We start from the raw sequence: 26185 nt of genomic DNA, 5'->3' as shown, positions 1-26185 counted from the left end.
CTACGCGCCTTCCTTGAGGACCCTGGTGACGAGGGCCCGCTGGGCGTCGGTGAGGCGGGGGTCGCCGCAGCGGACCGTGACGCCGTCGATCGTGATCTCGTAGGAGAAGCCGTCGGGGACGCCCCGGACGTCGCCGTCGCCGTCCGTGAGGACGGCGGCGGCCAGGGACTCCAGTTCGGGGTCCGCGGCCGCCACCTCCGCCGACCGCTCGATGCCCGCGAAACCGCCGGTGCGCCGCACTCGAATTCGCATGGGCCCTGTCTACCAGCCGGTCAGTCGGTGGGCACCCCCACCGCCGCCCACGCCTTGAGGACGGCCTGGATCTCCTCGCCGTCGCCGTACCGGGCGCGGGCCGCCGCCACCGTGGCCGCCGCGAACTCGGAGAACCGGGTCTCGGGGGTGAGGGTGCCACCGGTCATCACGTCGTACCAGATCTGCCCGGCCCGGTCCCAGGCGTTGCCGCCGAGCTCGGTCGCGACCAGGTAGAAGGCGTGGTTGGGGATGCCGGAGTTGATGTGCACGCCGCCGTTGTCGCGGCCCGTGCGGACGTAGTCGTCCATGTGGCCGGGCTGCGGGTCCTTGCCGAGGACGTCGTCGTCGTACGCGGTGCCCGGAGCCTTCATGGAGCGCAGCGCGGTGCCCTGCACGTTCGGGTGGAAGAGGCCCTCGCCGATGAGCCAGTCGGCGTCCTGGGCGCTGTGGCCGCGGGCGTACTGCTTCACGAGGGAGCCGAAGACGTCGGAGACCGACTCGTTGAGGGCGCCGGACTGGCTGAAGTACTCCAGGTTCGCCGTGTACTGGGTGAAGCCGTGGGCGAGCTCGTGGCCGATGACGTCCACCGGGAGGGTGAAGTCGAGGAAGATCTCGTCGTCGCCGTCGCCGAACACCATCTGCTCGCCGTTCCAGAAGGCGTTGCCGTAGTTCTCGTCGTAGTGGACGGAGGCGATCAGCGGCAGTCCGGAGCCGTCGATCGAGTCGTGCCCGAAGACGTTCATGAAGAGGTCGAAGGTGGCGCCGAGGCCGGCGTAGGCCCGGTTGACGGTGGCGTCGGCGACGGCCTCCTCGCCTTCGCCGCGGACCTTGAGGCCCGGCAGGTCGGTGCCGCGCGCGCAGTCGTGGACGGTGCGGTGGGGCTTGCCCGCGTCACCGGGGGCGAGCGTCGGCGCGGCGCCGGGCAGCGGCAGCACCCGGAAGGTGCGGGCGGCGGCGTCCGCGACCAGGGTGCGGCGGGCCGCGGCGGCGATCGCCGGGTCGGAGGAGCGGGCGAGGTGCTCCAGGAGGTGGGGCGGCACGATCGAGCAGAAGGCGGGCGTGTGGGGATGCATCCCTGCAATGTGGCACTGTGTGACGCAGCTGTCACGGGGGGAGACGAGGATTGGCGAAATGGAGTGATGAGTCACCATTCGGCATTGACGCGGCGGCCGTCCCGCATACTGGAACGGTCCGTCCGTCCTCCACGGACCTGGGCTAGGGTGACGCCCATCATGCGTTTCGGGCTGCTTCTCCTTAGCTGCCGCGGCGAGGGCCTGTAGTCGTAGGCCGACCCCCTCCCCGCGGGACCTGGTGTTGCGTTCGACAGTCGGCCGTCCTTCTTGCTGGACCCGAGGAGCCCAACGCAATGTCCCAGTCACCGTTCGTCAGTCGGCCCACGCCCGTCACCAACGCGACGCAGCTGCAGAAGCCGTCCGGCATGCCGATCCACAAGTACGGCCGGTACGAGGCCGTCGAGATCCCCGACCGGACGTGGCCCGAGCAGCGCATCACCCAGGCACCCCGCTGGCTGTCCACCGACCTGCGGGACGGCAACCAGGCCCTGATCGACCCGATGTCCCCGGCGCGCAAGCGCGAGATGTTCGACCTGCTGGTCCGGATGGGCTACAAGGAGATCGAGGTCGGCTTCCCGTCGTCCGGTGAGACCGACTTCGCGTTCGTGCGCTCCATCATCGAAGAGGGCGCGATCCCGGACGACGTCACCATCTCCGTACTGACCCAGGCCCGCGAGGACCTGATCGAGCGGACCGTGGAGTCGCTGGTCGGCGCCAAGCGCGCCACCGTCCACCTGTACAACGCCACCGCCCCCACGTTCCGCCGGGTCGTCTTCCGCGGTTCGAAGGAGCAGATCAAGCAGATCGCCGTGGACGGCACCCGCCTGGTCATGGAGTACGCGGAGAAGCTGCTGGGTCCGGAGACGACCTTCGGCTACCAGTACAGCCCGGAGATCTTCACCGACACCGAGCTGGACTTCGCCCTGGAGGTCTGCGAGGCGGTCTGCGACGTCTGGCAGCCCGGCCCGGGCCGCGAGATCATCCTCAACCTGCCCGCCACCGTGGAGCGTTCGACGCCGTCCACGCACGCGGACCGGTTCGAGTGGATGTCCCGGCACCTGACCCGCCGCGAGCACGTCTGCCTGTCGGTCCACCCGCACAACGACCGCGGTACGGCCGTCGCGGCGGCCGAGCTGGCGATCATGGCCGGCGCGGACCGCATCGAGGGCTGCCTGTTCGGGCAGGGCGAGCGGACCGGCAACGTCGACCTGGTGACGCTGGGCATGAACCTGTTCTCGCAGGGCGTCGACCCGCAGATCGACTTCTCGCAGATCGACGAGATCCGCCGCACCTCCGAGTACTGCAACCAGATGGAGGTCCACCCGCGCCACCCCTACGCGGGCGACCTGGTCTACACGGCCTTCTCCGGCTCCCACCAGGACGCCATCAAGAAGGGCTTCGACGCCATGGAGGCCGACGCGGCCGCCGCCGGCAGGACGGTCGACGAGATCGAGTGGGCGGTGCCGTACCTGCCGATCGACCCCAAGGACGTCGGCCGCTCGTACGAGGCCGTCATCCGGGTCAACTCGCAGTCCGGCAAGGGCGGCATCGCGTACGTCCTGAAGAACGACCACAAGCTGGACCTGCCGCGCCGGATGCAGATCGAGTTCTCGAAGATCATCCAGCAGAAGACCGACACCGAGGGCGGCGAGGTCACGCCGGCCGCGATCTGGTCCGTCTTCCAGGACGAGTACCTGCCCAACCCGGAGAACGCCTGGGGTCGCATCCAGCTGCGCTCCGGCCAGAGCACCTCGGACACCGACGGCACGGACACGCTGACCGTCGAGGCGGTCGTGGACGGCGTCGACACCGTCCTGACGGGCTCCGGCAACGGCCCGATCTCGGCGTTCTTCGCCGCGCTGCAGTCGATCGGCGTCGACGCCCGCCTGCTGGACTACCAGGAGCACACGATGAGCGAGGGCGCGTCCGCGCAGGCCGCCTCGTACATCGAGTGCGCCATCGACGGCCAGGTCCTGTGGGGCATCGGCATCGACGCCAACACGACCCGCGCGTCCCTGAAGGCGGTCATCTCGGCGGTCAACCGCTCCGCCCGCTGACCCGCACCGCGCCCGACGGCCGCCCCGCACCCTCCTCGCGGAGGGTGCGGGGCGGCCGTCTCGTGTGAGCTGCGTCACGGTTTCAGGTTCGCTTAAGGAAGATGATCCCGGCATGCCGGAATCGGCGCCATATCAGGTGAGTTGACGGCACATCGGGGAATGGCGGAAGGTCGGCTCGTCCCTTCGGACACACCCCCCACGCGCCCCCTCTATACCTCCCTGACCTGGAGTTTCGTATGCGCACGACCGCTGCCGTGGCCGCCGTTCTCGCGGTGACCGGTGCCGCCCTCTCCTGGGCCCCCGCCGCTTCCGCCACGAACTCCGCGGAGTGCGCGACGAACCCGCTCGGAACGGCCGGCCGGTACGCCGAGTTCGTCGAGAAGGACTCCACCCGCTACTCGGACTCCGAGGGCGCGGTCGCGGTCGGTGGCGACGCCTTCTTCGGCGACGCGAAGGTCGGCCAGGGCTTCTCCGTCGGCCACAAGCTGACCGGCGCCGACCTGGCCGCGCTGCCCGGCGGCCACAGCCTCGTCGTCGGCGGCACCCTGCACGCCAACCAGGTCGTGATCAACAAGGGCTCCGGCGTGTACGGATCGCTCGACGACCGCTCGGTGAAGGGCGCGGGCTTCGCCGTCGACGGCCCGCACGCGAAGGGCGCCTCGCCGGTCGACTTCGGCAAGGAGTTCACCGGGCTGCGCGCGCTGTCCACCGGCTGGGCCGCGACGAAGCCCAACGGCACGGTCTCCACCTCCGGCGACGGCGTCTTCCTCACCGGCACCGACCCGAAGCTGAACGTCTTCGCCGTGAACGCCGCCGACCTGGAGAGGTTCCGCGCGATCACCCTGGACGTCCCGGTCGGCTCCTCGACCCTGGTGAACGTGCTCGGCACCTCGTACGACATGAGCACCTCGGCCACCTACGGCGTCTACTACAAGAACCTCGACGGCGGCGCCCCGGTCGTCGACGACTACGCGGTGCCGCGCCCGGAGTACGGGCAGATCCGCTCCAAGCTGCTGTGGAACTTCCCGCAGGCCGAGAGCGTGAAGAAGAACTACACCTCGTGGCCGGGCACGATCCTCGCGCCGAACGCCAAGGTCGAGATGGGCGGCAAGAACGTCGGCCCCGGCCACGTCAACGGCTCCGTCATCGCCGAGGAGCTCGTCACCGTCCCCGGCGCCGAGACCCACCGGATGAACTTCACCGGCTGCCTGCCCGGCGAGCCGACGCCCGGCCCGGTCGTCACCCCCGAGACGCCGAAGCCGACCGACACCCCCGTCCCCACGCCGCCGGCCACCCCCGAGCCGACCCCCAGCGAGGGCGGCGCGACGCCGAGCGCCTCCGGGACGCCCACGGGCTCCGCGTCCCCGTCCGCGCCCGCCACCCCGGGCGGGAGCACCACCGCCCCCGCCACCACCCCCGCGCCGTCCGCCACCCCGGAGGGTGATCTCGCGACGACCGGATCGGCCATCGGTCCGGGTGCCATCGGTGCCGCCGCGGCCGCCGTCGTCGTCGGCGGGGGCTTCCTGGCCTTCGCAAAGCGTCGCCGCCGCGCCTCCTGACGGATTCCGCAGGGTGACGTGTCTCGGCCAACTCCACGGTGAACTCCTCACGGGGTGCTGACGTCACATCATGGATGTGGCTAACATCACGCCAACGCCGGCAGTGCAGCCGGGCCGTTGAGGAGGTGCGTGTGCGGTCTGCCCGGAATTCACGTGGTGGGAAAGTGGGCGTCTGCGGAATCCGCACCTCCTGGAACACCGTCGGAGACGGCGAGTTCTTCTGCGAGGAGTGCGGCGGCGACCGGAACTACCGGCGGCGCACCGGCCGCCGCAGGTTTGCCGTCCTGGGCGTCCCGGTCCTGCCCCGGGGCTGTACGGGCCCCGTCGTCGAGTGCGCGGCCTGCCACACGCACTTCGGCACGGAGGTCCTCGACCACCCGACGACCAGCCGCTTCTCGGCGATGCTGAGGGACGGCGTGCACACCGTCGCGCTGGCCGTGCTCGCGGCCGGCGGCACCGACTCCCGCGCGGTCCTCGACCGGGCCGTCACGGCGGTCCGGTCCGCCGGCTTCACCGAGTGCACGGCCGTCCAGCTCGTCGACCTCGTCGAGGCCCTGGCCGCCGACACCGGGCGCTTCATGCCCGAGGTGAACCCGGAGGGCACGCTCCTCGCGATCGAGCTCCACGAGGCCCTCGAACCCCTCACCCCGCACCTCGCGCCCTCGGGGCGGGAGTCGATCCTGGTCCAGGCGGCGCGGATCGCCCTCGCCGACGGGGCGTACAGCCCGGCCGAGATGGAGGTCCTCGGGACCGTCGGGAACGCCCTCGCGTTCGCGCCCGACGACACCGTCCGCCTCCTCGACTCGGCGCGGACGGTGCCGTAGGCCCCGGTCTACGGGGCGATGTTCTGGTTGAGCCGGAACACGTTGTCGGGGTCGTACCGGCGTTTCACCGTGCGCAGCCGGTCGTAGTTCTGGCGGTAGTTGACCCGGACCCGGTCCTGGTCGTCGGTGTCCATGAAGTTGACGTAGCCGCCCTCCTGGGTGTGCGGGCGGAGCGCCTCGTCGTAGGCGCGGGTCCAGGCGATGTTGTGCTCCGAGTCCGCCGGGTCGGTCCAGGTGGCTCCGAAGGAGTGCGAGAAGACGGCGTCCCGGTAGGCGAAGGCGGTGTCCTCCGGTCCCACCTCGTGGCAGGCCCCGTCGATCGGGAAGACGGCCGTGTCCGACTCCATCGACGGCATCGTCTCGCCGTACGCCATGTGGGCCGCGACGGCGCCCTCGGAGAGCTCGCGGCTGAAGTTGCCCTTCCAGTAGTGGTAGAGCCCCGGCGGCAGCTGCTCGTCGAAGAGGGTGTTGATCACCGGGTACGGCATCCGGTCCATGAAGCGGCCCACGACCGGACCGAGCCCGTCCAGGAGGGCGAGGACCTTCTCGTCGTCCGCCACCGGGCCGGAGAAGCAGGTGAAGGCGGCGCAGATCGGGCGGCCGTGCCAGCGCTCGGGCAGGAACGGCTCCTCCGGGCCGAGCACGATCAGGAGGATCGAGTTCAGCTCGACCGGCGCCGCCGTGACCATCGCCTGCCAGGCGCGCGCCACGTCCCCGTCCAGGGGGTAGCAGGTGATCCCGCCGAAGACCACGTCGATCGGATGCAGCCGGTACGCGAGCGAGGTGGCGACACCGAAGTTCCCGCCGCCGCCGCGCAGCGCCCAGAACAGGTCCGCGTTCCGCTCGGCGTCGCAGGTCAGGAGCGTCCCTTCGGCGGTCACCACGTCCGCCGCGACCAGGTTGTCGCAGCTCAGTCCGCAGCGGCGGGCCAGGTGCCCCATGCCGCCGCCGAGCGTGAGACCGCCGATGCCGGTCGTGGAGACGGCCCCGCCGGTGGTGGCGAGCCCGAAGGCGTGGGTGGCGTGGTTGAAGTCGCCCCAGGTGGCGCCGCCCTCGGCCCGGGCCGTCCGGGCCTCCGGGTCGACCCGCACGCCCCGCATGCGGGACAGGTCGACCACGAGGCCGTCGTCCACGGTGCCGAACCCGGCGACCGAGTGGGAGCCGCCCCGCACGGCGAGCGGAAGCCCGTGCTCCCGGGCGTGGAGGACCGCCGCGCTCACGTCGCCGGCGTCCACGGCGTGGACGACGACGGCCGGCCGGCGGTCGTGCAGGGCGTTGTAGACCCGCCGGGAGACGTCGTACGACGGGTCGCCGGGGGTCACGACGGTGCCGCGCACGGCACCGCGAAGCGTGTCCAGGGATGCGGTCGTGGTGGTCATGCCTCCGGTGTAGCCCCGCGCGGCCGGGCCGGGCATCGCCCGAACCGGCCATCGGCGGCCGGACCGGGGAGTGGGCCGTACGGCCCATGGTGCGGGCGGTCCACGGCGCGCGTGTGGTCCATGGTGCGCGGGCGGTCCACGGGGCCGGACTGTCCGCGGCGCGGGTGGTCCACGGCTCACGCGGCGGGCGGCCCGTCAGACCAGGTCGTGCGCGTACGCGTACGCCGTGGCGGCCGCGCGGGAGCCGACGCCGAGCTTGGCGAAGATGTTGTTCAGGTGGCGGGAGACCGTGTGCTCGCTGATCACCAGGGCGTGGGCGATGTCCCGGTTGGTGCCCCCGGCCGCGACCAGCCGCAGGACCTCCGCCTCGCGGGCGGTCAGCCCGCCCGGCAGCCGCCGCCGCTTCCCGCCGGAGAGCAGCGCCGTCGCCCGCCGGGCGTCCGGCACGGCCCCGAGCCGCTCGAACACGGCCCGCGCCGCCCCCAGTTCGAGAGCGGCCGCCTCCTCGTCGCCCGCCGCCCGGCAGGCCGCCGCGAGCAGCATCCGCACCTGCGCGGCCTCGTACGGCACCCGCAGCTCCAGCCACCCGGCGAGCGCCCGCCGCAGCGGCGGCAGCGCGGCCTCACCGGAGGCCAGGGCGACCGCGCCGCGCGCCGTGTCCGCCATCGCCCGCAGCAGCGGTACGTCCCCGGCCAGCGCCTCCAGGTCCGTCGCCGCCTGCGCCGCGCCGGGCACGTCCCGGACGGCGAGGGCCACCTCCGTGCGGGCGGCGAGCAGCCGGGCCCGGCCCAGGAGGTCGTGCCGCGGGTCGCTCTGGCAGGCGAGCGCCAGCTCGACGCCCGCCACCGCCGCGTCGGCCCGGCCCTGCGCCAGCCGCAGCAGCGCGAGCCCCGGCTGCGGGATCCGGCCCAGCTCGTGCGCGTGCGCGTACGACACGGCCGCCGCGTCGAGCCGCCCCTGCCGCCGCTGCACGTCCCCGGCGGCGTAGTAGGCGGCCGCCGCCGACTCCAGGCAGTCCACCGGCACCTCCCGGCACGCCAGCCGCGCCTCCTCCTCCGCCAGGTCCCAGGCCCCGACCAGGTCGAGGACCTGGACCCGGTGCGCCCGGCAGACGCCCCGGAAGGGGTTCTCGCCGGAGGGGACGGTCAGGGGGAGGGGCGCGGGGGCCCCGGGCGCGGCCGGGCCGGGGGCCGGGTCCGCTGGCGGGCGGCCGGACCAGGGCGGCGCGCACCACTCCATGGCCGCGTTGGTCCACTCCACGGCGCGGCCGAGGTCGGCGGCTTCCATGCACTGGGTGAGGGCGAGGCAGTAGAGCCAGCCCGTGAACATGCCGGTGAGCTCGCCGGCCGAGACGGCGCACATGGCGTCGTCGAGGAGCGCGAGGGCCTGGGCGCGGCGGCCGTCGGCGAGGAGGACGGCGGCCTCGGCCTGTCGGCTCAGGGCGAGCAGGTCGGGGCTGCCGGAGCGGAGCGCGAGGCGGGTCATGCGGCGGGCGGCGGCGAGGGCGGCGGCACGGTCGCCGTGCTGCTCGGCCTCCTCGGCGTCCGTCCAGGCGAGGAAGCACTGCTCGGGGCACGGCGGCAGGTCCTGGAGGTGGTGCCGGGCCCGGTGGAGCCAGCCCGCGGCGGCGGCGGGGCGCCCGAGGCCGGCGTACTCGAAGTGCAGCCACCAGGAGGCGAGCCCGGCGCCCCGGTGGTCGCCGGCGGCGAGGAAGGCGGCGTGCGCGCGAAGCCGGGCGGTGACGGACTCGTCGATGTGCCCCGACCACCAGGCGGCGTCGGCGAGCACGGACAGGTCGTCGGCGGTCAGCGCGCGGGACGGGTGCCGGTCGTGGGCGCGCAGCAGCGCGTACGCCTCCGCCCAGGACTCGCGGCCGGCGGCTTCCCTGGCCCGTTCGACCGCGTCGTCGGCGTCCGCCGTGCGACGGGTGCGGATCGTGGGTGCGGACATGGCTCTCGCCCCTTCCCGGTCCTTTCAGGGTAGGACCGGGAAGGGGCGGGGGCCTCGCGACCACCGGGGTGCGACTACTGGATGGCGCCGCTGGCGCGCAGCATGTCCTCGCGCTCGACGATCTTCACGCGCTCGCGGCCCTGCGGCTCGCCCAGCGCCTTCTCGGCGGCGTCGAGGGCGTACCAGCCCTCCCACGTGGTGTACGTGAGGCCCTTGCCCTCCAGGAAGGACACGACCGCTTCCCGCTCCGGGGTGTCGGGGGTGAGCAGGCGGCCGTTCGCGAAGTCGTCCAGGAGGTTCGCCACGGTCTCGTTGGCGTCGCCCTTGGTGTGGCCGATGAGGCCGACGGGGCCGCGGCGGATCCAGCCGGTGCAGTAGGTGGAGGCCATGTGCTCGCCGGTCTCCTCGACGACCCGGCCGCCCTCGTCGGGCACGGTGCCGCTGGCGGTGTCCCAGGGGAGCTTGGGCAGTTCGTCGGAGAGGTAGCCGACGGCGCGGTAGACGGCCGACACGTCCCAGTCGGTGGTGGTGCCGGTGCCCTTGACGTTGCCGGTGCCGTCGAGCTCGGTGCGCTCGGTGCGCAGGCCCACGACCTTGCCGCCCTCGCCGAGGATCTCGACGGGCGACTCGAAGAAGTGGAGGAAGAGCTTGTGCGGGCGGTCGCCGATGTCGCGGATCGCCCAGTTCTCCAGGGTCTTGGCGACCATGTCGGTCTGCTTGTTCTTGCGCCGCTCGGCGATCGAGCCCTCGTCGTAGTCGATGTCCTCGGGGTTGACGATGACCTCGATGGTGGGGGAGTGGTCCAGCTCGCGCAGCTCCATGGGGCTGAACTTGGCCTGGGCCGGGCCGCGGCGGCCGAAGACGTGGATCTCCACGGCCTTGTTGGCCTTGAGGCCGTCGTAGACGTTCGCCGGGATCTCGGTCGGCAGCAGCTCGTCGCCGGTCTTGGCGAGGATGCGCGCCACGTCGAGGGCCACGTTGCCGACGCCGAGGACGGCGACCTTCTCGGCTTCGAGCGGCCAGGTGCGCGGGACGTCCGGGTGGCCGTCGTACCAGGACGCGAAGTCGGCGGCACCGTACGAGCCGTCGAGCTCGACGCCGGGGATGCGGAGCTCGCGGTCGGCCATGGCGCCGGTCGAGAAGATCACGGCGTCGTAGAAGGCGCGCAGGTCGTCGAGGTGTATGTCGGTGCCGTAGTCGACGTTGCCGAAGAGGCGGACCTGCGGCTTGTCGAGCACCTGGTGGAGGGCGGTGATGATGCCCTTGATGCGCGGGTGGTCGGGGGCGACGCCGTAGCGGATGAGGCCGAAGGGGGCGGGCATCCGCTCGAAGAGGTCGATGGACACGCCCGGCTCGGCGGCGGCGTCGGACTTCAGCAGCGCATCGGCGGCGTAGATTCCGGCGGGGCCGGCGCCGACGATCGCGACCCGGAGGGGGCGGGGCATGACGGGTTTCCCTTCGCAAGCGACGTGGCGGCGAAGCCGCCGACACTTAGGCCACCCTAAATAACCTCCCGCGCGGAGTGGTACCCGGGCCCGGTCTATGGGCTCATAAGGTGGACTTATGGGTTCCATAAGCGAGTGTGTGGAGGGGCGCGGGCGCGCTCAGAAGCCGCCGACGCCGAGGAGGGCGACGACGGTCGCCGCGACCGCCCCGGCGGCGCCGAGGAAGCCGATGAGGAGGCCCGACCCCGCCATCGCGATGTCCAGCCCCCGCATGCCCCGGCTCCGCAGCGCGACCACGCGCCCCGGGTCCCGCCGGTCGTAGGCGACCTCGATGGTCCACGTGGAGGCGAACTTCCGCACGTTGCGCTCCAGCCCCATGGGATCGATGTAGACGTACTGGCCCGGCCGGCCGGGCACCCGGTCGGCGGTCACCGTGACGCCGTGCCTGCGCAGGTACCACTCCTCGTACACCGGATACCCGCCCCCCGTGCCGAGGACCAGGAACAGCAGCCCGAAGAAGCCGGACGGGATGATCGCGATCAGGGCGGCCGGGTGCCCGGTGACGCACACCAGCACGGACAGGGCGACGATCACGAGGGTCCCGTACAGCGCCATCCGCTTGAGCCTGCGGATGAGCAGCGTGGCGTGCCGGTCGCCCAGGCGGTCGCCCGCGAGGTACTGGACGCCGTCCACCGCCTCGGGCTCCTCCGGCAGCACCGCGTTCACCGCGTCGGCGAACGCCACCGCGGCGGCCTCGTCCACGTCCTCGAACCGGAGGACGGCCGGCACGGCCCCCGGCGCGGCCGTCAGCTCGATGGCGACGCCCCGCCCCTCCGCGCGGAGCCGCGCGACGGCCTTCAGCGGGATGAGCACCTCCTCCTGCGGTTGGCGCAGGAGGAGCGCCTCGCCCTCGATGCGCAGGCCGGTGCCCTCGGGGCCCCTGAGGGGAGGTGTGGACGACAAGATCGACATGACTCGATCGTAGGGGTGAGGGTGACACTGCGTGAAGCCGTTTGGCACGTTCCGTATGTGAAGGGCCGCCCCGCCGCCACCCCCCGTCACGCTGCGACCACCGGCGCACCCAGCGGTACCGGCGTCGAAGGAGAGCCCCGGCGTGACCGACCGCAGCCCCCAGGCACGGGAACGGATCGTGGCCGGCGCCGCCGACGTGATCCGCCGCCGCGGCCTCAACGCCACCAGCATCCGCGAGACCGCCGAGCACGCCGTCGCGCCGCTCGGCTCCACCTACCACTACTTCCCCGGCGACGCACACCGCGCCGCCGACCACCGTCATGAACCCCAGCGCGACCCGCTCCCCGGTCGACGACGCGACGACCGCGCGGTGCGGCGCACGCGGGAGACGGCTCACCGCGACCCGGTCACCGCCGGTCTTCGAGGTGTACGTGTGGCTGTCCCCGGCCCCGTCCGCATACCGTTACACGCGCGCGACGTGCGTGTGGTGGTCGAACTCCGCCATCACCGTGATCCCGCGCCCGGGGATGTACCACGACTCGTAGAGCGAGTCCCCGACCACCGCGAGGACGATCCTCCCGACGGCCGTCATCTCGCGACGTCGGCGACGAACGCGGACCAGGCGGCGGCGGGGACGATCAGCACGGGGCCGTCGGTGAGTTTGCTGTCACGGACGGGGACGACGCCGGGGACGTCGTACGAGACCTCGATGCAGTTGCCGCCGTCACCGTTGCTGTAGGAACTCTTGCGCCAGGCGGCGCCCACGAAGTCGTACGAGACCTCGATGCAGTCGCCGCCGTCGCCGTTGCTGAAGGAACTCTTGAACCAGTGGGCGGTGTTCAGGTCGAACTGGCGCATCGTCTGTAGTCCTCCGCCGCCGACTCGATCAGGTTCAGGGACGCCTCCGGCGACAAGGTGGCGACCCTGAGCAGATCGTAGGCGCGCTGTGCCTGCTTCACCACCGTCGGATCATCGATGAGCGTCCCTGAAAACGCCTTCTCCGCATAGGCCGTTGGTGGCTGGTCGTCAAACTCCATCAGCTTGAGCGAGCCGGTCATGTACGCGTGTGCGCCGACCGATCGGGGCAGCACGGTGACCAGCGCTCGGCGCTCCCGGGCCAGCGTGGCGATGTGCTCCAGCGTCGCTGCCATCACCAAGGGGCCTCCCGCAGGGGTGAGGACCGCGTTCTCGTGCAGAACAGCCCAATACTCGGGCCTTGTAGTGCCCCTGAGGATCGCCGCTCTGCCGACTCGGGCGCTGACCTTCTCCTCGATGAACTCCTCCGCCGCGAAGGCGTGGGTCGCCACGGTCACCGCTCGCGCGTACTCCGGCGTCTGCATCAATCCCGGCACCACCGTCGGTGCGAACTCGCAGATCCTCGTCGCCACCGTCTCCAGCTCCGCCACCGCGTGGAAATAGGACGCGTACGGCGATGTGTCGATGAGTTTGCGTACCGTTCGTTCGAAAATACCGCCGGTTTGTAGGAAGCGGTCGATTCGTTCCGCGACATCCAGCTGAGGCTTTCGAATTCCCTGCTCGAACAGTCCGATGTATCCGCCGGAGACGAACACCAGTCCGCCCAGCTTCTCCTGCGACAGTCCCGCCGTCTCCCGGCGTTCCTCGAGGAGCTCGCCGAAGAACTCCCAGGTGTCCTGCTGCTTGCCTCTGGCCATGGATTAACTCCCCAACCCTACGCCCCAGTTGTACGGCCTGCGAGTCTGCCGATTCTACGGATCCGACCCCACCCTGGAGAGGCGAAGCGGGAAATGGATTCAGAAAGGCATACGTTGGTGAAGGAAGACTCTATGAAGACGGCCGCGGGGACGGTCGGAGCCGCGCAAGAGGCGGTGGCGGAATTGCGTCAGGCGCTCGGGAGGGCGGGAATCACGCTCCCGTCGCTGGGGCTCGACGTCGTCACGCTCGCGGCCGACCCGCCGAGGCCGCTCGTGGAATTGGGATGTTGCACGGTGGAAACGGCCCGGCTCCTTGCCGCCGCCGTACTGCCGAGGGAGGAGAGTCGAACGTGACGCTGCCCATCGGGTCGTACGTCGTCGAGATCCGTACCGGACGGGTCGGGAGGGTGATGGGGCACGAGGGGCCCTACGTGCAGGTGCGTCCGCTGGGGGGCGGGCGGGAGTGGGACGTGGAGCCGGAGGAGGTGCGGGAGGCGACGTCGTCGGAGCGGTTGAGCGCGGCGACGGCGCACGTGAACGCGCGGAGCAGGGGCGAGGTGCCCTGAGGGGCTCGCGGGCCGGCACGAGGAGGTGGGTGCCGGCCCGCGCGGCGCGGTCAGGAGGGGCGGCGGCGGAGCGCGTGGAGTTCGCGGGTGAGGGCCCAGGCGTCGGCGACGGGGCCGAGGTGGGCGAGCTTGTCGGGGTTGAGGACGGCGCGGATGGTCTGGATCCGGCCGTCGAGGACGTCGAGCGAGATGGCCTGGAGGATCCTGCCGTCGCGGTCGCGGTAGAGCGCGCCGGGCTGGCCGTTGACCTCGTGGGGTTCGCAGGTGACGTCGATCTCGACGAGGGTGGGGAAGACGGTGCCGAGGAGGCGGGCGACGTTGTCCGCGCCGAGGACGGTGCGGGCGAGGTTGGGGGCCTTGCCGCCGCCGTCGCCGACGAGCTGGACGTCGGCGGAGAGGAGGTTGCGGAGTTCGCCGACGTCGCCGTTCTGGAGGGCGTCGAAGAAGCGGGTGGCGAGTTCCTGGCGTTCGCGGCGGTCGGCGGCGAAGCGGCGACGGCCGTCGTGCATGTGGCGCCGGGCGCGGACGAGGAGTTGGCGGCAGGCGGCTTCGGAGCGGTCGACGGATTCCGCGATGTCGTGGAATTCGAAGGCGAAGACCTCGCGGAGGAGGAAGACGGCGCGTTCCAGGGGGCTGAGGCGTTCGAGGAGGAGGAGCGCGGCCATGGAGACGGAGTCGGCGAGTTCGGCCGAGCGGGCGGGGTCCTCGTAGGGGTCGCTGAGGAGTGGTTCGGGGAACCAGGGGCCGACGTACTCCTCGCGGCGGACGCGGGCGGAGCGCAGGACGTCGATGGAGAGGCGGGTGACGGTGGTGGAGAGGAAGGCCTTGGTGGAGACGGGGACGGTGGAGGAGCCGTCGAAGCGCAGCCAGGTCTCCTGCACGGCGTCCTCGGCCTCGCTGACGCTGCCCAGGATGCGGTAGGCGATGGAGAAGAGCAGCGGGCGCAGCTCCTCGAACTCCTCGACCTTGCTCATGACGACTTCCTCTCCCCGTTCCGGCGTTTCCGGCGCGCCCGCGGGGTGCGCGGGCGCTTCATGGTCATCCAGGTGGGCGGCGCCTGTCAGTGGAACCGGCCGGGGACGTAGTCGCCGGCCGGCTGGCGGGTCATGACGTTCATCCGGTTCGCCATGTTCATGAAGCCGATGTGGAGGACGAGGGCGGTGAGCTCCGCCTCGTCGTAGTGGAGGGCGGCGCGCTCCCAGACCTCGTCGCTGACGCCGCCGGCCGCGTCGGCGGTCCGGGTGCCCTCCTCGGCGAGTTCGAGGGCGGCGCGCTCGGCCTCGGTGAAGACGGTGGCCTCGCGCCAGGCGACCACGAGGTTGAGTCGCAGCGGGGTCTCGCCGGCGAGGGCCGCCTCCTTGGTGTGCATGTCGATGCAGGCGGCGCAGCCGTTGATCTGGCTGACGCGGAGGGCGACGAGCTCCTGGGTGGCGGCCGGGACCGTCGACTCCTTGACGGCCTTGCCCGCCGCCATGAGGTGCTTGAGGGCCTTGCCGACGACGGGGTTGGCGAGGAGGTCGAGTCGCGCGTCCATGGGGTGCTCCTTCGTGGGTGTGTCGCTCGCTTGCTGCTTCCACCCCCTGGGACGAGACGGCCCGGAGCCCTGTGACACGGGCGGATGTGACCTGCGTCTCCCCGCGGACGGGCGGGCGTCCCGCCCCGGGCCGGGCTGTCGGTGCCGTACGCGAGAATGGGGCGCATGAGTCTGTTCCGCGACGACGGCATCGTGCTGCGCACCCAGAAGCTGGGTGAAGCGGACCGCATCATCACCCTCCTCACGCGCGGTCACGGACGGGTACGCGCGGTGGCGCGCGGGGTGCGGCGGACGAAGTCGAAGTTCGGGGCGCGACTCGAACCCTTCTCGCACGTGGACGTGCAGTTCTTCGCCCGGGGGAGTGAGCTGGTCGGCCGCGGACTGCCGCTCTGCACGCAGAGCGAGACCATCGCCGCGTACGGCAGCGGCATCGTCACCGACTACGCCCGCTACACGGCCGGCACGGCCATGCTGGAGACCGCCGAGCGGTTCACCGACCACGAGGGCGAACCCGCCGTCCAGCAGTACCTGCTGCTGGTCGGCGGCCTGCGGACGCTCGCCAGGGGCGAGCACGCCCCGCACCTGATCCTCGACGCCTTCCTCCTCCGCTCCCTCGCCGTGAACGGCTACGCGCCCAGCTTCGAGGACTGTGCCAAATGCGGAATCCACGGGCCCAACCGGTTCTTCTCGGTCGCCGCGGGCGGTGTCATATGCGGCGACTGCCGGGTGCCCGGAAGCGTCGTACCCTCCTCGGAGGCCATCGGCCTGCTCAGCGCGCTCCTCACCGGCGACTGGGCGACGGCGGACGCGTGCGAGCCGCGTCACGTCAGAGAGGGCAGCGGACTCGTGTCCGCCTACCTGCACTGGCACCTGGAGCGCGGCCTGCGCTCCCTGCGGTACGTAGAGAAAAGCTAGGAGAGACCACGCCATGGCCATCGCACGAATCCTCGGGCGCCAGCGCCGGGAATACCGGACCCCCGAGCCGCACCCGTCCGGTGCGCGTCCGCCGAAGCTCCAGTCCGAGCTGGTGCCGGAGCACGTCGCGATCGTGATGGACGGCAACGGCCGCTGGGCCAAGGAGCGCGGGCTGCCCCGCACCGAGGGCCACAAGGTCGGGGCGGAGCAGGTGCTCGACGTGCTCCAGGGCGCGATCGAGATGGGCGTCGGGGCGATCTCGCTGTACGCCTTCTCCACCGAGAACTGGAAGCGCTCGCCCGAGGAGGTGCGCTTCCTCATGAACTTCAACCGCGACTTCATCCGCAAGACCCGTGACCAGCTCGACGAGCTCGGCATCCGGGTGCGCTGGGTGGGCCGCATGCCCAAGCTGTGGAAGTCGGTCGCCAAGGAGCTCCAGGTCGCCCAGGAGCAGACCAAGGACAACACCAAGCTGACGCTGTACTTCTGCATGAACTACGGCGGACGCGCGGAGCTCACCGACGCGGCGCAGGCGATGGCCGAGGACGTCAAGGCGGGTCGCCTCGAACCGTCGAAGATCACCGAGAAGACCATCCAGAAGTACCTCTACTACCCGGACATGCCGGACGTCGACCTCTTCCTCCGGCCCAGCGGCGAGCAGCGCACCTCCAACTACCTGATCTGGCAGAGCGCGTACGCCGAGATGGTCTTCCAGGACGTCCTGTGGCCCGACTTCGACCGCCGCGACCTCTGGCGCGCCTGCATCGAGTACGCCCAGCGCGACCGCCGCTTCGGCGGCGTCGACCCGGCCGACCTCGCCGTCCTCGACAAGGCCTGACGGGGGCGGGGGAGGGGGAGGGGGTGCGCGATGGAGCTGGTCTACACGCCGACGCGTGAGGACCTCGTCGACGCGGTGCGGGTGCAGCTGCGGCACGGCTCGTTCCGGCGCCTGCGGTGGCTGCTGCCGTCCGCGGCGGTGCTGGCCTTCCTGGTCGTCGTCCTGCTGCTGACCGGACCCGGTGGTGCGAAGCCCGGGCCGGTGGCCCTGATGGCCTCGCTCGGTCTCGTCGCCGCCGTCCTCGGGCCGCTGATGCCGCGGCTCGTCGCCCGGCAGATGTTCCCGATGGTCGAACGGCAGGGGGAGCACCGGGCGAGCGTCGACGAGCAGGGGGTCCGCTGGGCGACCCGCGAGAGCGAGGTCGTGGGCCGCTGGCAGCTGATGTCCCGGTACGCCGAGACGCCCACCCAGTTCGTCCTGCTGTCCGCCGACAAGGGCGGCGTGGGCATGGCGGCGCTCCCCAAGCGGGGGCTCGCCGACGCCGCCGACGTCGACCGGCTCCGGGAGGTCCTGGACCGGAACGCCACCCGCATGTGACCCGAAAGACGAAGGGCCCGCACCGAATCGCTTCGGTGCGGGCCCTTCGTATGTCAGGTCACTCGTCGGCGCAGTCGGCGCAGGTGCCGAAGATCTCCACCGTGTGCGCCACGTTCACGAAGCCGTGCTCCGAGGCGATGGTCTCGGCCCACTGCTCCACCATGGGGCCCTCGACCTCGACGGCCTTGCCGCAGACGCGGCAGACGAGGTGGTGGTGGTGGTCGCCGGTCGAGCAGCGGCGGTAGACGGTCTCGCCGTCGCTGGTGCGCAGCGCGTCGACCTCGCCCGCGTCCGCGAGGGACTGGAGCGTGCGGTAGACGGTGGTGAGGCCGACGGAGTCGCCGCGGTGCTTGAGCATGTCGTGCAGCTCCTGGGCGCTGCGGAACTCGTCCACCTCGTTCAGTGCCGCCGACACGGCGGCCCGCTGCTTGGTCGAGCGGCCGCGTACGGGGGGTCCTGCCGTCACCACGGGGGCCTCCTTGGTTGTGTTCGCCCCCGCCATTCTGCCAGCCCCCCGTACCCCCGGAGCCAGGCCGGGATCAGACCTTCACGTCGTCGCTCGGCCGGCGGGTCGCCGGAAGGGGCGCGTCGCACTCCCTCGTGGCCTGCTCCGCCGCGCGCGCCCGCCGCTTCGCCAGCGGGGCGGCGAGCAGGGTCAGGGCGATGAAGACGCCGATCGCGTACAGGACGATCGTCGCGCCGGGCGGCACGTCCTGGTAGTAGGAGGTGACCGTGCCCGCCAGGGTGACCGTGACGCCGGTCGCCACCGCGAGGACGAAGGTCGCGCGGAAGGACTTCGACAGCTGCTGGGCGGCCGCGACCGGCACCACCATGAGCGCGCTGACCAGGAGCAGGCCGACGACCCGCATGGCGACCGTGACGGTGACCGCGGCCGTGACCGCGATCAGGAGGTTCAGGGCGCGCACCGGCAGGCCGGTGACCCGGGCGAACTCCTCGTCCTGGCTGACGGCGAAGAGCTGCTTGCGCAGGCCGACCGTGACGAGGACGACGAAGGCGGCGAGGACGCTGATCGCCGTCACGTCCGAGGTGGAGACGGTGGACAGCGAGCCGAAGAGGTACGAGCTGAGGTTGGCGTTGGAGCCGGTCGACGACAGGTTGATCAGCAGGACGCCGCCGGCCATGCCGCCGTAGAAGAGCAGCGCGAGCGCGAGGTCGCCGCGGGTCTTCCCGTAGGCCCTGATCAGCTCCATGGCCACCGAGCCGACGACGGCGACGAGGGTCGCCATCCAGACCGGGCTGGAGTTCAGCAGGAAGCCGAGGCCGACACCGGTCATGGCGACGTGGCCGATGCCGTCGCCCATCAGGGCCTGGCGGCGCTGGACGAGGTAGATGCCGACGGCGGGGGCGGTGATGCCGACGAGGACGGCCGCGAGCAGCGCCCGCTGCATGAAGGCAGGTTCGAGGAAGTCCATGATCAGGTCAGCAGTCCTGTGCGGAGCGGCTCGCCGGCCGCGTGCGGATGTACGTGGTCGTGGCCCGGCAGCGCGTGCTGGCCGAGGGCCTCGGGCGGCGGGCCGTCGTGGACGACGCAGCCGTCGCGCAGGACGACGGCCCGGTCGATCAGCGGCTCCAGGGGGCCCAGCTCGTGGAGGACGAGGAGGACGGAGGTGCCGCCCGCGACCTGCTCGCGCAGCGTCGCGGCCAGGATCTCCTGGCTGGCGAGGTCCACGCCGGCCATCGGCTCGTCCATGATCAGCAGTTCGGGCTCGGAGGCGAGCGCGCGGGCGATCAGGACGCGCTGGTGCTGGCCGCCGGAGAGCGCGGAGACGGAGTCCTTCGCGCGGTCGCCGAGACCGACGAGTTCGATGGCGCGCTCGACGGCGGCCCGGTCGGCCCGGGTGGTCCAGCCGAAGCCGCGGCGGGAGAGCCGGCCCGAGGAGACGACCTCGCGGATGGTCGCGGGGACGCCGCTCGCGGCGGTGGTGCGCTGCGGTACGTAGCCGATGCGGGCCCAGTCGCGGAACCGCTTCCGCGCGGTGCCGAACAGCTCGATGGTGCCGCCGGTCAGCGGCACCTGGCCGATGATCGCGCGGACCGCGGTGGACTTGCCTGAGCCGTTGGCGCCGAGCAGCGCGACGACCTCGCCGCGGCCGACGGTGAGGTCGACGCCGCGGAGGACGGGCCGGGCGCCGAGGGCCGCCGTGGCCCCGCGGACGGCGATGACGGGTTCCGGTTCCTGGGCTGCCATGGCTCGTGCCTCCTGCTGTGCTGCCGTGGTCACTTGGCGCCGAGTGCCTTCTTCAGCGCGGCGAGGTTGGACCGCATGACCTCGACGTAGTCATCGCCCTTGGACTTGTCCGTGATTCCCTCCAGCGGGTCGAGCACGTCGGTCGTGAGACCGGTGTCGCCGGCGAGGGTCTTCGCGGTCCTGTCGCTCGCGAGGGTCTCGAAGAAGACGGTGGAGACCTTGTCCTTCTTCGCGATGTCCTGGAGTTCCTTGATGCGGGCGGGGCTCGGCTCGGACTCGGGGTCGATGCCGGTGATGCCCTCCTGCTCCAGGCCGTACCGCTCGGCGAGGTAGCCGAAGGCGGAGTGGGTGGTGATGAAGGTCCGGGTGGCGCTGTTCTTCAGGCCCGTCTCGAACTCGGTGTCCAGGGCGGCGAGCTTCTTCACCAGGGCGTCGGTGTTCTTCGCGTAGTCGGCCGCGTGGGCCGGGTCCGCCTTCTCCAGGGCGCTGCCGACGCCCTTGGCGACCTCGGCGTACTTCACGGGGTCGAGCCAGATGTGCGGGTCGGCGCCGGCCTCGGAGCCGTGGTCGTGCCCGGCCTCCTCGCCCTCGTGGTCGTGGCCGGCCCCGGTGCCGTGCTCCTCGAGCTTCGTGAGGGTGGCGGCGTCGACCGTGCTCTTCACGCCGGCCTGGGCTATCGCCTCGTCGACGGCGGGCTGGACGCCCTTGAGGTAGAGGATGACGTCGGCGTCGCCGAGCTCGCCGATCTGCCGCGGCTTGAGCTCCAGGTCGTGCGGCTCGACGCCCGGCTTCGTCAGGGTGTTCACGGCGACGTGCCCGCCGCCGATCTGCTCCGCCAGGTACTGCATCGGGTAGAACGACGCCACGACGTCCAGCTTCCCGCCGCTCCCCTTGTCGGCCGCGTCGGACGTGCCGGCGCAGGCGGAGAGGGAGACGAGCCCGAGCGCGACGGCTCCGGCGAGGGCGGTGCTGGGTATGAGGCGACGTACGTTCATGACACTCATTTTCAACAAAACTGGAAACGGTTGTCAATTGCCCTACGCGTGACCCCACCCACGCCCGGTCGGCGGGCCCCGGCCGCCGAACCGATTTGATACGGGGGGTGCGGGCGCCGGTAACCTGAGGCATTCGCACTTCGTCGTCGTAATGAAGAGAGCACCGTGGCCGCCGACAAGATCGACACCATCGTCAGCCTGAGCAAGCGCCGTGGCTTCGTCTACCCGTGCAGCGAGATCTATGGCGGCCAGCGTGCCGCCTGGGACTACGGGCCGCTGGGTGTCGAGCTGAAGGAGAACATCAAGCGCCAGTGGTGGCGCTACATGGTCACCTCGCGCGAGGACGTCGTCGGCATCGACTCGTCGGTCATCCTGGCCCCCGAGGTCTGGGAGGCCTCCGGTCACGTCGCCACCTTCACGGACCCGCTGACCGAGTGCACCTCCTGCCACAAGCGCTTCCGCGCCGACCACCTGGAGGAGGCGTACGAGGCGAAGCACGGCCGACTCCCCGAGAACGGCCTCACCGACCTCAACTGCCCCAACTGCGGCAACAAGGGCACCTTCACCGAGCCCAAGCAGTTCTCGGGCATGCTCTCCACGCACCTCGGCCCGACCCAGGACTCCGGCTCCGTCGCCTACCTGCGCCCCGAGACCGCCCAGGGCATCTTCACCAACTTCGCCCAGGTCCAGCTGACCTCGCGCAAGAAGCCGCCGTTCGGCATCGCGCAGATGGGCAAGTCCTTCCGGAACGAGATCACTCCGGGCAACTTCATCTTCCGCACCCGCGAGTTCGAGCAGATGGAGATGGAGTTCTTCGTCAAGCCGGGTGAGGACGAGGAGTGGCAGGAGTACTGGATGCAGCAGCGCTGGAACTGGTACACCGGCCTGGGTCTCCGCGAGGAGAACATGCGCTGGTTCGAGCACCCGAAGGAGAAGCTCTCCCACTACTCGAAGCGCACCGCCGACATCGAGTACCGCTTCTCGTTCGGCGGCAGCGAGTGGGGCGAGCTGGAGGGCGTCGCCAACCGCACCGACTACGACCTGAAGGCGCACTCCAAGGCCTCCGGCACCGACCTGACCTTCTTCGACCAGGAGGCCGGCGAGCGCTGGACGCCGTACGTCATCGAGCCCGCGGCCGGCCTCGGCCGCACGCTCCTGGCGTTCCTGCTCGACGCGTACATCGAGGACGAGGCCCCCAACGCCAAGGGCGTCATGGAGAAGCGCACCGTGCTGCGCCTCGACCCGCGCCTGTCGCCGGTCAAGGTCGCCGTCCTGCCGCTCTCGCGCAACGCGCAGCTCTCCCCGAAGGCCAAGGGCCTCGCGGCCGACCTGCGGCAGAACTGGAACATCGAGTTCGACGACGCCGGCGCCATCGGCCGCCGCTACCGCCGCCAGGACGAGATCGGCACCCCGTTCTGCGTGACCGTCGACTTCGACACCCTCGACGACAACGCGGTGACCGTGCGCGAGCGCGACACCATGAAGCAGGAGCGCGTCTCCCTCGACCAGATCCAGGGCTACCTGGGCAGCCGCCTGCTCGGCTGCTGAGTCACCCCGCGCGCGAAGGAAGCCCCCGGTCCCGTCACTCGGAACCGGGGGCTTTCCCGTGCCGTCAGGCGGTCGCGGCAGCGGCGGCCGCCGCCTCGGCCTGGCGCCGGGCCCCCTCGGCCGCACGGCGCTTCCCGAACCGGACCGTCCACACGCCCAGGACGCCGTAGATCATGACCGGGCTCAGGGCGACCATGGTCCTCGTCGACCTTGCGGCGCCAGGCGGCCACGATCGCGGTGTCCAGGACCGGCCAGGCGCTGCTCAGGAGCAGCGCGGAGAACTCGGACCAGCCGTGGTCCTCGGTCAGCGTGTTGTACGTGAGGATCGGCGCGACGGCGTTGAGGCCGACGGTGAGGACCCAGCCGATCGCGGACGCCCCGCCCGAGCGGGCCGGCTTGGCGGGTGTGGACGTGCTTCCCCCTGGGTGCTTCTGCGGTCGCGGTGCGGGGGAACGCTGGTCACGCACCGGGCAGGGAAGGGGAACTCCACGCCAAGTGATCTTCAAGGGGCCGCGGCCGCGGGGCCTTCCGGCCGTTCCCGCCCCGCCGGCCCTCAGGCGCGCAGGGCCCGCTGCACCAGGGAGACGACCGCCGCGAACGCGTCCTCCGCGCCCGGGGCCGACCACTCGCCCGCGTGCGCCGGATTGTGGAAGCGGTCCGTGGCGTGGAAGACCGCGCGGGCCGTCGTCGTGGCGTCCCGCTCCGGGGCCGCGAACAGGCCCTCGCGGTGACCGTCCGCCAGGATGCGGGCGATCTGCTCGACGAGGTGCTCCTCGTGCCGGTCGACCACCGCGCTGTTCTCGCCGATCAGCACCTGGAAGGTGGCCATCAGCTCCGGGTCGCCACCGGCCTTCTCGCGCTTGAGGTCGAAGAGCGCCGTGAGCCACCCGGTCAGCCGCTCGTCCGCCGGCTCCCCGCTCTCGACCCGAGGCCGCAGCGCCACGATCGTCCGCTCCAGCCACCGCTCCGTCACCGCCTCGCGCAGCGCCGCCTTGGTGCGGAAGTGCCGGTACACGCTGCCGTGGCTCACCCCGAGCACCCGCGCCACGTCCACCACGGTCGCCTTCGCGGGGCCGTACCGTCGCAGCACCTCCTCGGTGGCTTCGAGGATGCGCTCGGCGGTCAGGGTCTCGGTGGCGGCCATGGAGTGACAGTACCTGTCAGCTGCCGGAGGCCTGCGGGTGCCGGTCAGCGCTCGCTGTCCAGGTGGGCCATCTGGGCCGCGGGGTAGCGGTCGCCGGCGGCGGCGCCCGCGGGGACGGCCGCCTCGATCGCCGCCAGGTCGGCGGCGTCGAGGGTGAGGTCGAGGGCGCCGAGGGCCTCGGCGAGGCGGTCGCGGCGGCGGGCGCCGACGAGGGGGACGATGTCCTCGCCCCGGGCGAGGACCCAGGCGACGGCGGTCTGGGCGACCGTGACGCCCTTGGCCTCGGCGACCTCGCGCAGCCGGTCCACCAGGTCCAGGTTGCGGCCGAGGTTGTCGCCCTGGAAGCGCGGGGACATGCCGCGGAAGTCGCCGGGGCCGAGCGCGCGGTCCCGGGTGAAGTGGCCGCTGATCAGGCCGCGGGAGAGGACCCCGTACGCGGTGATCCCGATGCCGAGCTCGCGGGCGGTGGGGAGGATCTTCTCCTCGATGGAGCGGGAGACCAGCGAGTACTCGATCTGGAGGTCGGCGATCGGGGCGACGGCCGCCGCCCGGCGCAGGGTGTCCGCGCCGACCTCGGAGAGGCCGATGTGCCGGACGTGGCCCGCCTCGACCAGTTCGGCGATGGCGCCGACGGTCTCCTCGATCGGCACGTCGGGGTCGACGCGGGCGATCCGGTAGATGTCGATGTGGTCGGAGCCCAGGCGCTGGAGCGAGTACGCCGCGAAGTTCTTCACGGCGGCCGGGCGGCCGTCGTACCCGGTGAAGGCGCCCTCGACGGTGCGCAGCGCGCCGAACTTCACGCTGGTCAGCGCCTGCTCGCGGGCGGCGGCGGGCGCGCTGCGCAGGGCCTCCGCGATCAGCAGCTCGTTGTGGCCCATCCCGTAGAAGTCGCCCGTGTCGAGCAGCGTCACGCCGGCGTCCAGGGCGGCGTGGATCGTCGCGATCGACTCGGCGCGGTCGCTCTCGCCGTACAGGGCGGACATGCCCATGCAGCCGAGGCCGAGGGCGGAGACGGCCGGGCCCGTGGTGCCGAGGGTGCGGGTGGTGAGGGAGTTCCGTGTCGTCGTCATGGAAGAAGCATGGCATGACCGATGACAGATTTCAATATTTGTCATTCCCGGGGGTGGTGGGGTCGCTCATGGGGTCGCTCAGCTCACCGACCTCGGCAGCCGCAGCGCGAGCACCGCCGTCAGGAGCGCCATCGCCAGCTGGATGAGGAGGGTCACCGTCAGCGCCGTACCCGTCGGACCCGAGGCGGAGAGCGACAGGAAGAGGGAGCCGAGCGTCGCCACGCCCAGCGTGATCGCCGCCTGCTGCGTGGTCACCATCACGCCGCTGCCCACGCCCGCCCGCTCCGGCGGGACCTCCGAGAGCACCACCCGGAAGAGCACCGGCAGCTGGAGCCCCTGCCCCACCCCCGCGACCGCCATGCCGGGGATCAGGGCCGCCACCGAAAGGTCCGGCCAGGAACGCCCGGCCGTCACCGCGATCAGACCGAGACCGGCGGCCTGGAGCAGGGCGCCCACCGGGACCACCCGCGTCCCCCAGCGGCGGATCAGCCGGGGACCCGCGAGGGACGCGGCGAAGAAGGCCACCGCCATCGGGACCAGGGCGAGGCCCGAGGCCACCGCGCCGAGGCCCAGACCCTGCTGGAGCGAGACCGCGATCACGAACATGAAGCCGCTGAAGCCCGCCGACAGCGGCAGCACGAGCACGAGGCCGCGCCGCAGCGACGTCAGGCGGAGCAGGCTCGGCGGCACCAGCGGGGTGCCGCCCGTGCGGTCGAGCCGCCGCTCCACCCGCCAGAAGCCCGCGGCCACGAGCGGGAACGCCCCGAGCGCGACCCAGGTCCACAGCGGCCAGCCCGCCGCCCTGCCCTCCGTCAGCGGGGCGAGCAGGGTGAGCAGGGCGGCCGCGAGGAGCAGCGTGCCCGCCACGTCCACCGGAGCCGGCCGCTCCGAGCGGGTCTCCGGGACGGTCCGCGCGGCCAGCAGCAGGCCGACCGCGGCGATCGGCACGTTCACCAGGAACACCGCGCGCCAGCCCGAGCCCGCGAGGTCCGCCGCGACGAGCACCCCGCCCAGGATCTGGCCGCCCGCCATCGACAGGCCGGCGGTCGCCCCGTACAGGCTCAGCGCCTTCGCCCGCCGCGGCCCCTCCGTCGCCGCGTGGATGGTCGCCAGCACCTGCGGCAGCATCAGCGCCGCCGCGGCCCCCTGCGCCACCCGCGCCCCGACGAGGCTCCAGGCGTCCGGGGCGAGCCCGCAGGCGAGCGAGGTCAGGCCGAAGGCGGCCATGCCGGAGAGGAAGAGCCTGCGGCGGCCGAAGAGGTCGCCGAGCCGCCCGCCGAGCACCAGCAGCACGGCGTACGGCAGCCCGTACCCGGCCACGACCAGCTCCAGCATCACCGGGCCCGCGGCGAGGTCGTGGTCGATGGACGGCAGGGCGACGTTGACGATGAAGAAGTCGATCAGCGGCAGCGCGGCGCCGAGCAGGACGGTGAAGAGCCCCGGGGTGCCGAGCGCGGACGCCGCCGCACCGGGCGGGTCGGTCGTCGTGCCGGCCGCGGCGGTCGTCGTGGCGGAGGCGCCGGGGGAGGAGGCGCCTCGGCGGGCCGGGGCGGCAGCGGGGGCGGAGGGGCGGCCGGAGGCGGAGGCGCCGCCCGGGGCGGGAGTGCGGCCGGAAGCCGGGGTCGAAGTCACGCATCCGACGATC

Annotated in this window: 28 protein-coding genes and 1 pseudogene; 10 read left to right on the top strand and 19 right to left on the bottom strand. The window is 72.1% G+C overall.

What is annotated here, in order from left to right; all coding sequences use genetic code 11:
* Together ACIQFX_RS11115 and ACIQFX_RS11110 are read right to left on the bottom strand one after the other, a co-directional pair.
* Entirely contained in the window at positions 1-252 is a 252-nt protein-coding gene (locus tag ACIQFX_RS11115; RefSeq protein WP_402461037.1) for a protealysin inhibitor emfourin, read from the bottom strand.
* Between the two features lie 20 nt (positions 253-272).
* The gene (locus tag ACIQFX_RS11110) at positions 273-1325 is read right to left on the bottom strand and encodes a M4 family metallopeptidase (RefSeq protein ID WP_402461035.1); all 1053 of its coding nucleotides are present in this window, start codon (positions 1323-1325) and stop codon (positions 273-275) included.
* Positions 1326-1618: 293 nt separating this feature from the next.
* Between ACIQFX_RS11110 and leuA the strand changes: the two genes are divergently transcribed.
* From leuA to ACIQFX_RS11095, 3 genes are all read left to right on the top strand, one after another.
* On the top strand, positions 1619-3382 hold the full coding sequence (gene leuA / locus ACIQFX_RS11105; RefSeq protein ID WP_402461033.1) for a 2-isopropylmalate synthase: 1764 nt from the start codon (positions 1619-1621) through the stop codon (positions 3380-3382).
* Between the two features lie 236 nt (positions 3383-3618).
* A complete protein-coding gene (locus ACIQFX_RS11100; RefSeq protein ID WP_402461031.1) occupies positions 3619-4941 on the top strand; it encodes a choice-of-anchor A family protein in 1323 nt (440 codons plus the stop codon).
* A gap of 131 nt (positions 4942-5072) precedes the next feature.
* Positions 5073-5765, top strand: coding sequence for a TerB family tellurite resistance protein (locus ACIQFX_RS11095; RefSeq protein ID WP_402461030.1), 693 nt, complete (start codon positions 5073-5075; stop codon positions 5763-5765).
* A gap of 8 nt (positions 5766-5773) precedes the next feature.
* On the opposite strand, the gene ACIQFX_RS11090 is transcribed toward ACIQFX_RS11095, so the two are convergent.
* The 4 genes from ACIQFX_RS11090 to ACIQFX_RS11075 form a co-directional block, all read right to left on the bottom strand.
* Complete coding sequence (locus ACIQFX_RS11090; protein ID WP_402461028.1) at positions 5774-7144, bottom strand: FAD-binding oxidoreductase; 1371 nt, start codon at positions 7142-7144, stop codon at positions 5774-5776.
* Between the two features lie 195 nt (positions 7145-7339).
* Positions 7340-9094 carry a LuxR C-terminal-related transcriptional regulator gene (locus ACIQFX_RS11085; protein ID WP_402461027.1) on the bottom strand — a complete coding sequence of 585 codons (1755 nt, stop codon included), beginning with the start codon at positions 9092-9094 and terminating at the stop codon, positions 7340-7342.
* A gap of 74 nt (positions 9095-9168) precedes the next feature.
* Complete coding sequence (locus tag ACIQFX_RS11080; protein WP_402461026.1) at positions 9169-10539, bottom strand: FAD-dependent oxidoreductase; 1371 nt, start codon at positions 10537-10539, stop codon at positions 9169-9171.
* 159 nt (positions 10540-10698) lie between these two features.
* Positions 10699-11511, bottom strand: coding sequence for a hypothetical protein (locus tag ACIQFX_RS11075; RefSeq protein WP_402461024.1), 813 nt, complete (start codon positions 11509-11511; stop codon positions 10699-10701).
* 142 nt (positions 11512-11653) lie between these two features.
* Between ACIQFX_RS11075 and ACIQFX_RS11070 the strand changes: the two are divergent.
* A pseudogene (locus ACIQFX_RS11070) lies at positions 11654-11800 on the top strand (TetR family transcriptional regulator); the annotation flags it as partial.
* A 174-nt stretch (positions 11801-11974) separates the two neighbouring features.
* On the opposite strand, the gene ACIQFX_RS11065 reads toward ACIQFX_RS11070, so the two are convergent.
* The 3 genes from ACIQFX_RS11065 to ACIQFX_RS11055 are packed head-to-tail and all read right to left on the bottom strand — an operon-like array spanning position 11975 to position 13184.
* Positions 11975-12103, bottom strand: coding sequence for a hypothetical protein (locus ACIQFX_RS11065; RefSeq protein WP_402461605.1), 129 nt, complete (start codon positions 12101-12103; stop codon positions 11975-11977).
* Complete coding sequence (locus ACIQFX_RS11060) at positions 12100-12369, bottom strand: DUF397 domain-containing protein (RefSeq protein ID WP_402461022.1); 270 nt, start codon at positions 12367-12369, stop codon at positions 12100-12102. Before ACIQFX_RS11060 ends, ACIQFX_RS11065 begins: the two co-directional genes overlap by 4 nt.
* Complete coding sequence (locus ACIQFX_RS11055; RefSeq protein WP_402461021.1) at positions 12351-13184, bottom strand: Scr1 family TA system antitoxin-like transcriptional regulator; 834 nt, start codon at positions 13182-13184, stop codon at positions 12351-12353. The genes ACIQFX_RS11060 and ACIQFX_RS11055 overlap by 19 nt, the downstream gene beginning before the upstream one ends.
* Positions 13185-13316: 132 nt before the next feature.
* Here ACIQFX_RS11055 and ACIQFX_RS11050 point away from each other — a divergent pair, with 132 nt between their 5' ends.
* Both ACIQFX_RS11050 and ACIQFX_RS11045 read left to right on the top strand, forming a co-directional pair.
* Positions 13317-13538, top strand: coding sequence for a hypothetical protein (locus ACIQFX_RS11050; protein ID WP_402461019.1), 222 nt, complete (start codon positions 13317-13319; stop codon positions 13536-13538).
* Positions 13535-13750, top strand: a complete 216-nt coding sequence (locus ACIQFX_RS11045) for a hypothetical protein (RefSeq protein ID WP_384893360.1) — start codon at positions 13535-13537, stop codon at positions 13748-13750. The genes ACIQFX_RS11050 and ACIQFX_RS11045 overlap by 4 nt, the downstream gene beginning before the upstream one ends.
* A gap of 50 nt (positions 13751-13800) precedes the next feature.
* On the opposite strand, the gene ACIQFX_RS11040 is transcribed toward ACIQFX_RS11045, so the two are convergent.
* Both ACIQFX_RS11040 and ACIQFX_RS11035 read right to left on the bottom strand, forming a co-directional pair.
* Entirely contained in the window at positions 13801-14724 is a 924-nt protein-coding gene (locus tag ACIQFX_RS11040; protein ID WP_402461017.1) for an RNA polymerase sigma-70 factor, read from the bottom strand.
* Between the two features lie 86 nt (positions 14725-14810).
* A complete protein-coding gene (locus tag ACIQFX_RS11035; protein WP_402461015.1) occupies positions 14811-15284 on the bottom strand; it encodes a carboxymuconolactone decarboxylase family protein in 474 nt (157 codons plus the stop codon).
* A gap of 165 nt (positions 15285-15449) precedes the next feature.
* On the opposite strand from ACIQFX_RS11035, the gene recO reads away from it, so the two are divergent.
* From recO to ACIQFX_RS11020, 3 genes are read left to right on the top strand one after another with little or no spacing between them, the layout of a single operon-like run.
* Complete coding sequence (recO, locus tag ACIQFX_RS11030; RefSeq protein ID WP_376490418.1) at positions 15450-16199, top strand: DNA repair protein RecO; 750 nt, start codon at positions 15450-15452, stop codon at positions 16197-16199.
* 13 nt (positions 16200-16212) lie between these two features.
* Positions 16213-17037 (top strand): isoprenyl transferase, encoded by an 825-nt coding sequence (locus tag ACIQFX_RS11025; RefSeq protein WP_402461013.1) that lies wholly within the window; start codon positions 16213-16215, stop codon positions 17035-17037.
* A 30-nt stretch (positions 17038-17067) separates the two neighbouring features.
* Positions 17068-17574 (top strand): YcxB family protein, encoded by a 507-nt coding sequence (locus ACIQFX_RS11020; RefSeq protein WP_402461011.1) that lies wholly within the window; start codon positions 17068-17070, stop codon positions 17572-17574.
* Between the two features lie 58 nt (positions 17575-17632).
* On the opposite strand, the gene ACIQFX_RS11015 is transcribed toward ACIQFX_RS11020, so the two are convergent.
* The 4 genes from ACIQFX_RS11015 to ACIQFX_RS11000 form a co-directional block, all read right to left on the bottom strand.
* Positions 17633-18043, bottom strand: a complete 411-nt coding sequence (locus ACIQFX_RS11015; protein WP_402461009.1) for a Fur family transcriptional regulator — start codon at positions 18041-18043, stop codon at positions 17633-17635.
* Between the two features lie 70 nt (positions 18044-18113).
* Positions 18114-19007: a metal ABC transporter permease gene (locus tag ACIQFX_RS11010; RefSeq protein WP_402461008.1), complete on the bottom strand. Its 894-nt coding sequence runs from the start codon at positions 19005-19007 to the stop codon at positions 18114-18116.
* A 2-nt stretch (positions 19008-19009) separates the two neighbouring features.
* Entirely contained in the window at positions 19010-19783 is a 774-nt protein-coding gene (locus tag ACIQFX_RS11005) for a metal ABC transporter ATP-binding protein (protein WP_402461007.1), read from the bottom strand.
* Positions 19784-19812: 29 nt separating this feature from the next.
* Positions 19813-20778 (bottom strand): metal ABC transporter substrate-binding protein, encoded by a 966-nt coding sequence (locus ACIQFX_RS11000; RefSeq protein WP_402461006.1) that lies wholly within the window; start codon positions 20776-20778, stop codon positions 19813-19815.
* A gap of 165 nt (positions 20779-20943) precedes the next feature.
* Between ACIQFX_RS11000 and ACIQFX_RS10995 the strand changes: the two genes are divergently transcribed.
* Positions 20944-22326, top strand: coding sequence for a glycine--tRNA ligase (locus ACIQFX_RS10995; RefSeq protein ID WP_376490425.1), 1383 nt, complete (start codon positions 20944-20946; stop codon positions 22324-22326).
* Positions 22327-22390: 64 nt separating this feature from the next.
* Here ACIQFX_RS10995 and ACIQFX_RS10990 read toward each other — a convergent pair whose 3' ends face one another.
* From ACIQFX_RS10990 to ACIQFX_RS10975, 4 genes are all read right to left on the bottom strand, one after another.
* Positions 22391-22522 (bottom strand): hypothetical protein, encoded by a 132-nt coding sequence (locus ACIQFX_RS10990; protein ID WP_402461005.1) that lies wholly within the window; start codon positions 22520-22522, stop codon positions 22391-22393.
* Positions 22523-22879: 357 nt separating this feature from the next.
* Entirely contained in the window at positions 22880-23470 is a 591-nt protein-coding gene (locus ACIQFX_RS10985) for a TetR family transcriptional regulator (protein ID WP_402461003.1), read from the bottom strand.
* A gap of 44 nt (positions 23471-23514) precedes the next feature.
* Complete coding sequence (locus tag ACIQFX_RS10980) at positions 23515-24540, bottom strand: aldo/keto reductase (protein ID WP_402461001.1); 1026 nt, start codon at positions 24538-24540, stop codon at positions 23515-23517.
* 78 nt (positions 24541-24618) lie between these two features.
* The gene (locus ACIQFX_RS10975; RefSeq protein WP_402460999.1) at positions 24619-26172 is read right to left on the bottom strand and encodes an MFS transporter; all 1554 of its coding nucleotides are present in this window, start codon (positions 26170-26172) and stop codon (positions 24619-24621) included.
* Between the last annotated feature and the right edge of the window lie 13 nt (positions 26173-26185).

The organism is Streptomyces sp. NPDC093089 (genome assembly GCF_044754405.1).
Lineage (GTDB): Bacteria > Actinomycetota > Actinomycetes > Streptomycetales > Streptomycetaceae > Streptomyces.
This window is presented reverse-complemented; position numbering and strand designations above follow the sequence as displayed.

Bases quoted from the DNA above. Each gene is read 5' to 3' on its own strand.
- ACIQFX_RS11075 (WP_402461024.1), bottom strand. From the start codon at position 11,511: ATGTCGATCTTGTCGTCCACACCTCCCCTCAGGGGCCCCGAGGGCACC.
- ACIQFX_RS11020 (WP_402461011.1), top strand. From the start codon at position 17,068: ATGGAGCTGGTCTACACGCCGACGCGTGAGGACCTCGTCGACGCGGTG.
- ACIQFX_RS11050 (WP_402461019.1), top strand. From the start codon at position 13,317: ATGAAGACGGCCGCGGGGACGGTCGGAGCCGCGCAAGAGGCGGTGGCG.
- ACIQFX_RS11000 (WP_402461006.1), bottom strand. From the start codon at position 20,778: ATGAACGTACGTCGCCTCATACCCAGCACCGCCCTCGCCGGAGCCGTC.
- ACIQFX_RS10990 (WP_402461005.1), bottom strand. From the start codon at position 22,522: ATGGTCGCCCTGAGCCCGGTCATGATCTACGGCGTCCTGGGCGTGTGG.
- ACIQFX_RS11025 (WP_402461013.1), top strand. From the start codon at position 16,213: ATGGCCATCGCACGAATCCTCGGGCGCCAGCGCCGGGAATACCGGACC.
- ACIQFX_RS11085 (WP_402461027.1), bottom strand. From the start codon at position 9,094: ATGTCCGCACCCACGATCCGCACCCGTCGCACGGCGGACGCCGACGAC.
- ACIQFX_RS11055 (WP_402461021.1), bottom strand. From the start codon at position 13,184: ATGGCCAGAGGCAAGCAGCAGGACACCTGGGAGTTCTTCGGCGAGCTC.
- ACIQFX_RS11110 (WP_402461035.1), bottom strand. From the start codon at position 1,325: ATGCATCCCCACACGCCCGCCTTCTGCTCGATCGTGCCGCCCCACCTC.
- ACIQFX_RS10980 (WP_402461001.1), bottom strand. From the start codon at position 24,540: ATGACGACGACACGGAACTCCCTCACCACCCGCACCCTCGGCACCACG.
- ACIQFX_RS11100 (WP_402461031.1), top strand. From the start codon at position 3,619: ATGCGCACGACCGCTGCCGTGGCCGCCGTTCTCGCGGTGACCGGTGCC.
- ACIQFX_RS11115 (WP_402461037.1), bottom strand. From the start codon at position 252: ATGCGAATTCGAGTGCGGCGCACCGGCGGTTTCGCGGGCATCGAGCGG.
- ACIQFX_RS11090 (WP_402461028.1), bottom strand. From the start codon at position 7,144: ATGACCACCACGACCGCATCCCTGGACACGCTTCGCGGTGCCGTGCGC.
- ACIQFX_RS11060 (WP_402461022.1), bottom strand. From the start codon at position 12,369: ATGCGCCAGTTCGACCTGAACACCGCCCACTGGTTCAAGAGTTCCTTC.
- ACIQFX_RS11035 (WP_402461015.1), bottom strand. From the start codon at position 15,284: ATGGACGCGCGACTCGACCTCCTCGCCAACCCCGTCGTCGGCAAGGCC.
- ACIQFX_RS11005 (WP_402461007.1), bottom strand. From the start codon at position 19,783: ATGGCAGCCCAGGAACCGGAACCCGTCATCGCCGTCCGCGGGGCCACG.
- ACIQFX_RS11080 (WP_402461026.1), bottom strand. From the start codon at position 10,539: ATGCCCCGCCCCCTCCGGGTCGCGATCGTCGGCGCCGGCCCCGCCGGA.
- ACIQFX_RS11065 (WP_402461605.1), bottom strand. From the start codon at position 12,103: ATGACGGCCGTCGGGAGGATCGTCCTCGCGGTGGTCGGGGACTCGCTC.
- ACIQFX_RS11010 (WP_402461008.1), bottom strand. From the start codon at position 19,007: ATGGACTTCCTCGAACCTGCCTTCATGCAGCGGGCGCTGCTCGCGGCC.
- ACIQFX_RS11040 (WP_402461017.1), bottom strand. From the start codon at position 14,724: ATGAGCAAGGTCGAGGAGTTCGAGGAGCTGCGCCCGCTGCTCTTCTCC.
- leuA (WP_402461033.1), top strand. From the start codon at position 1,619: ATGTCCCAGTCACCGTTCGTCAGTCGGCCCACGCCCGTCACCAACGCG.
- recO (WP_376490418.1), top strand. From the start codon at position 15,450: ATGAGTCTGTTCCGCGACGACGGCATCGTGCTGCGCACCCAGAAGCTG.
- ACIQFX_RS10985 (WP_402461003.1), bottom strand. From the start codon at position 23,470: ATGGCCGCCACCGAGACCCTGACCGCCGAGCGCATCCTCGAAGCCACC.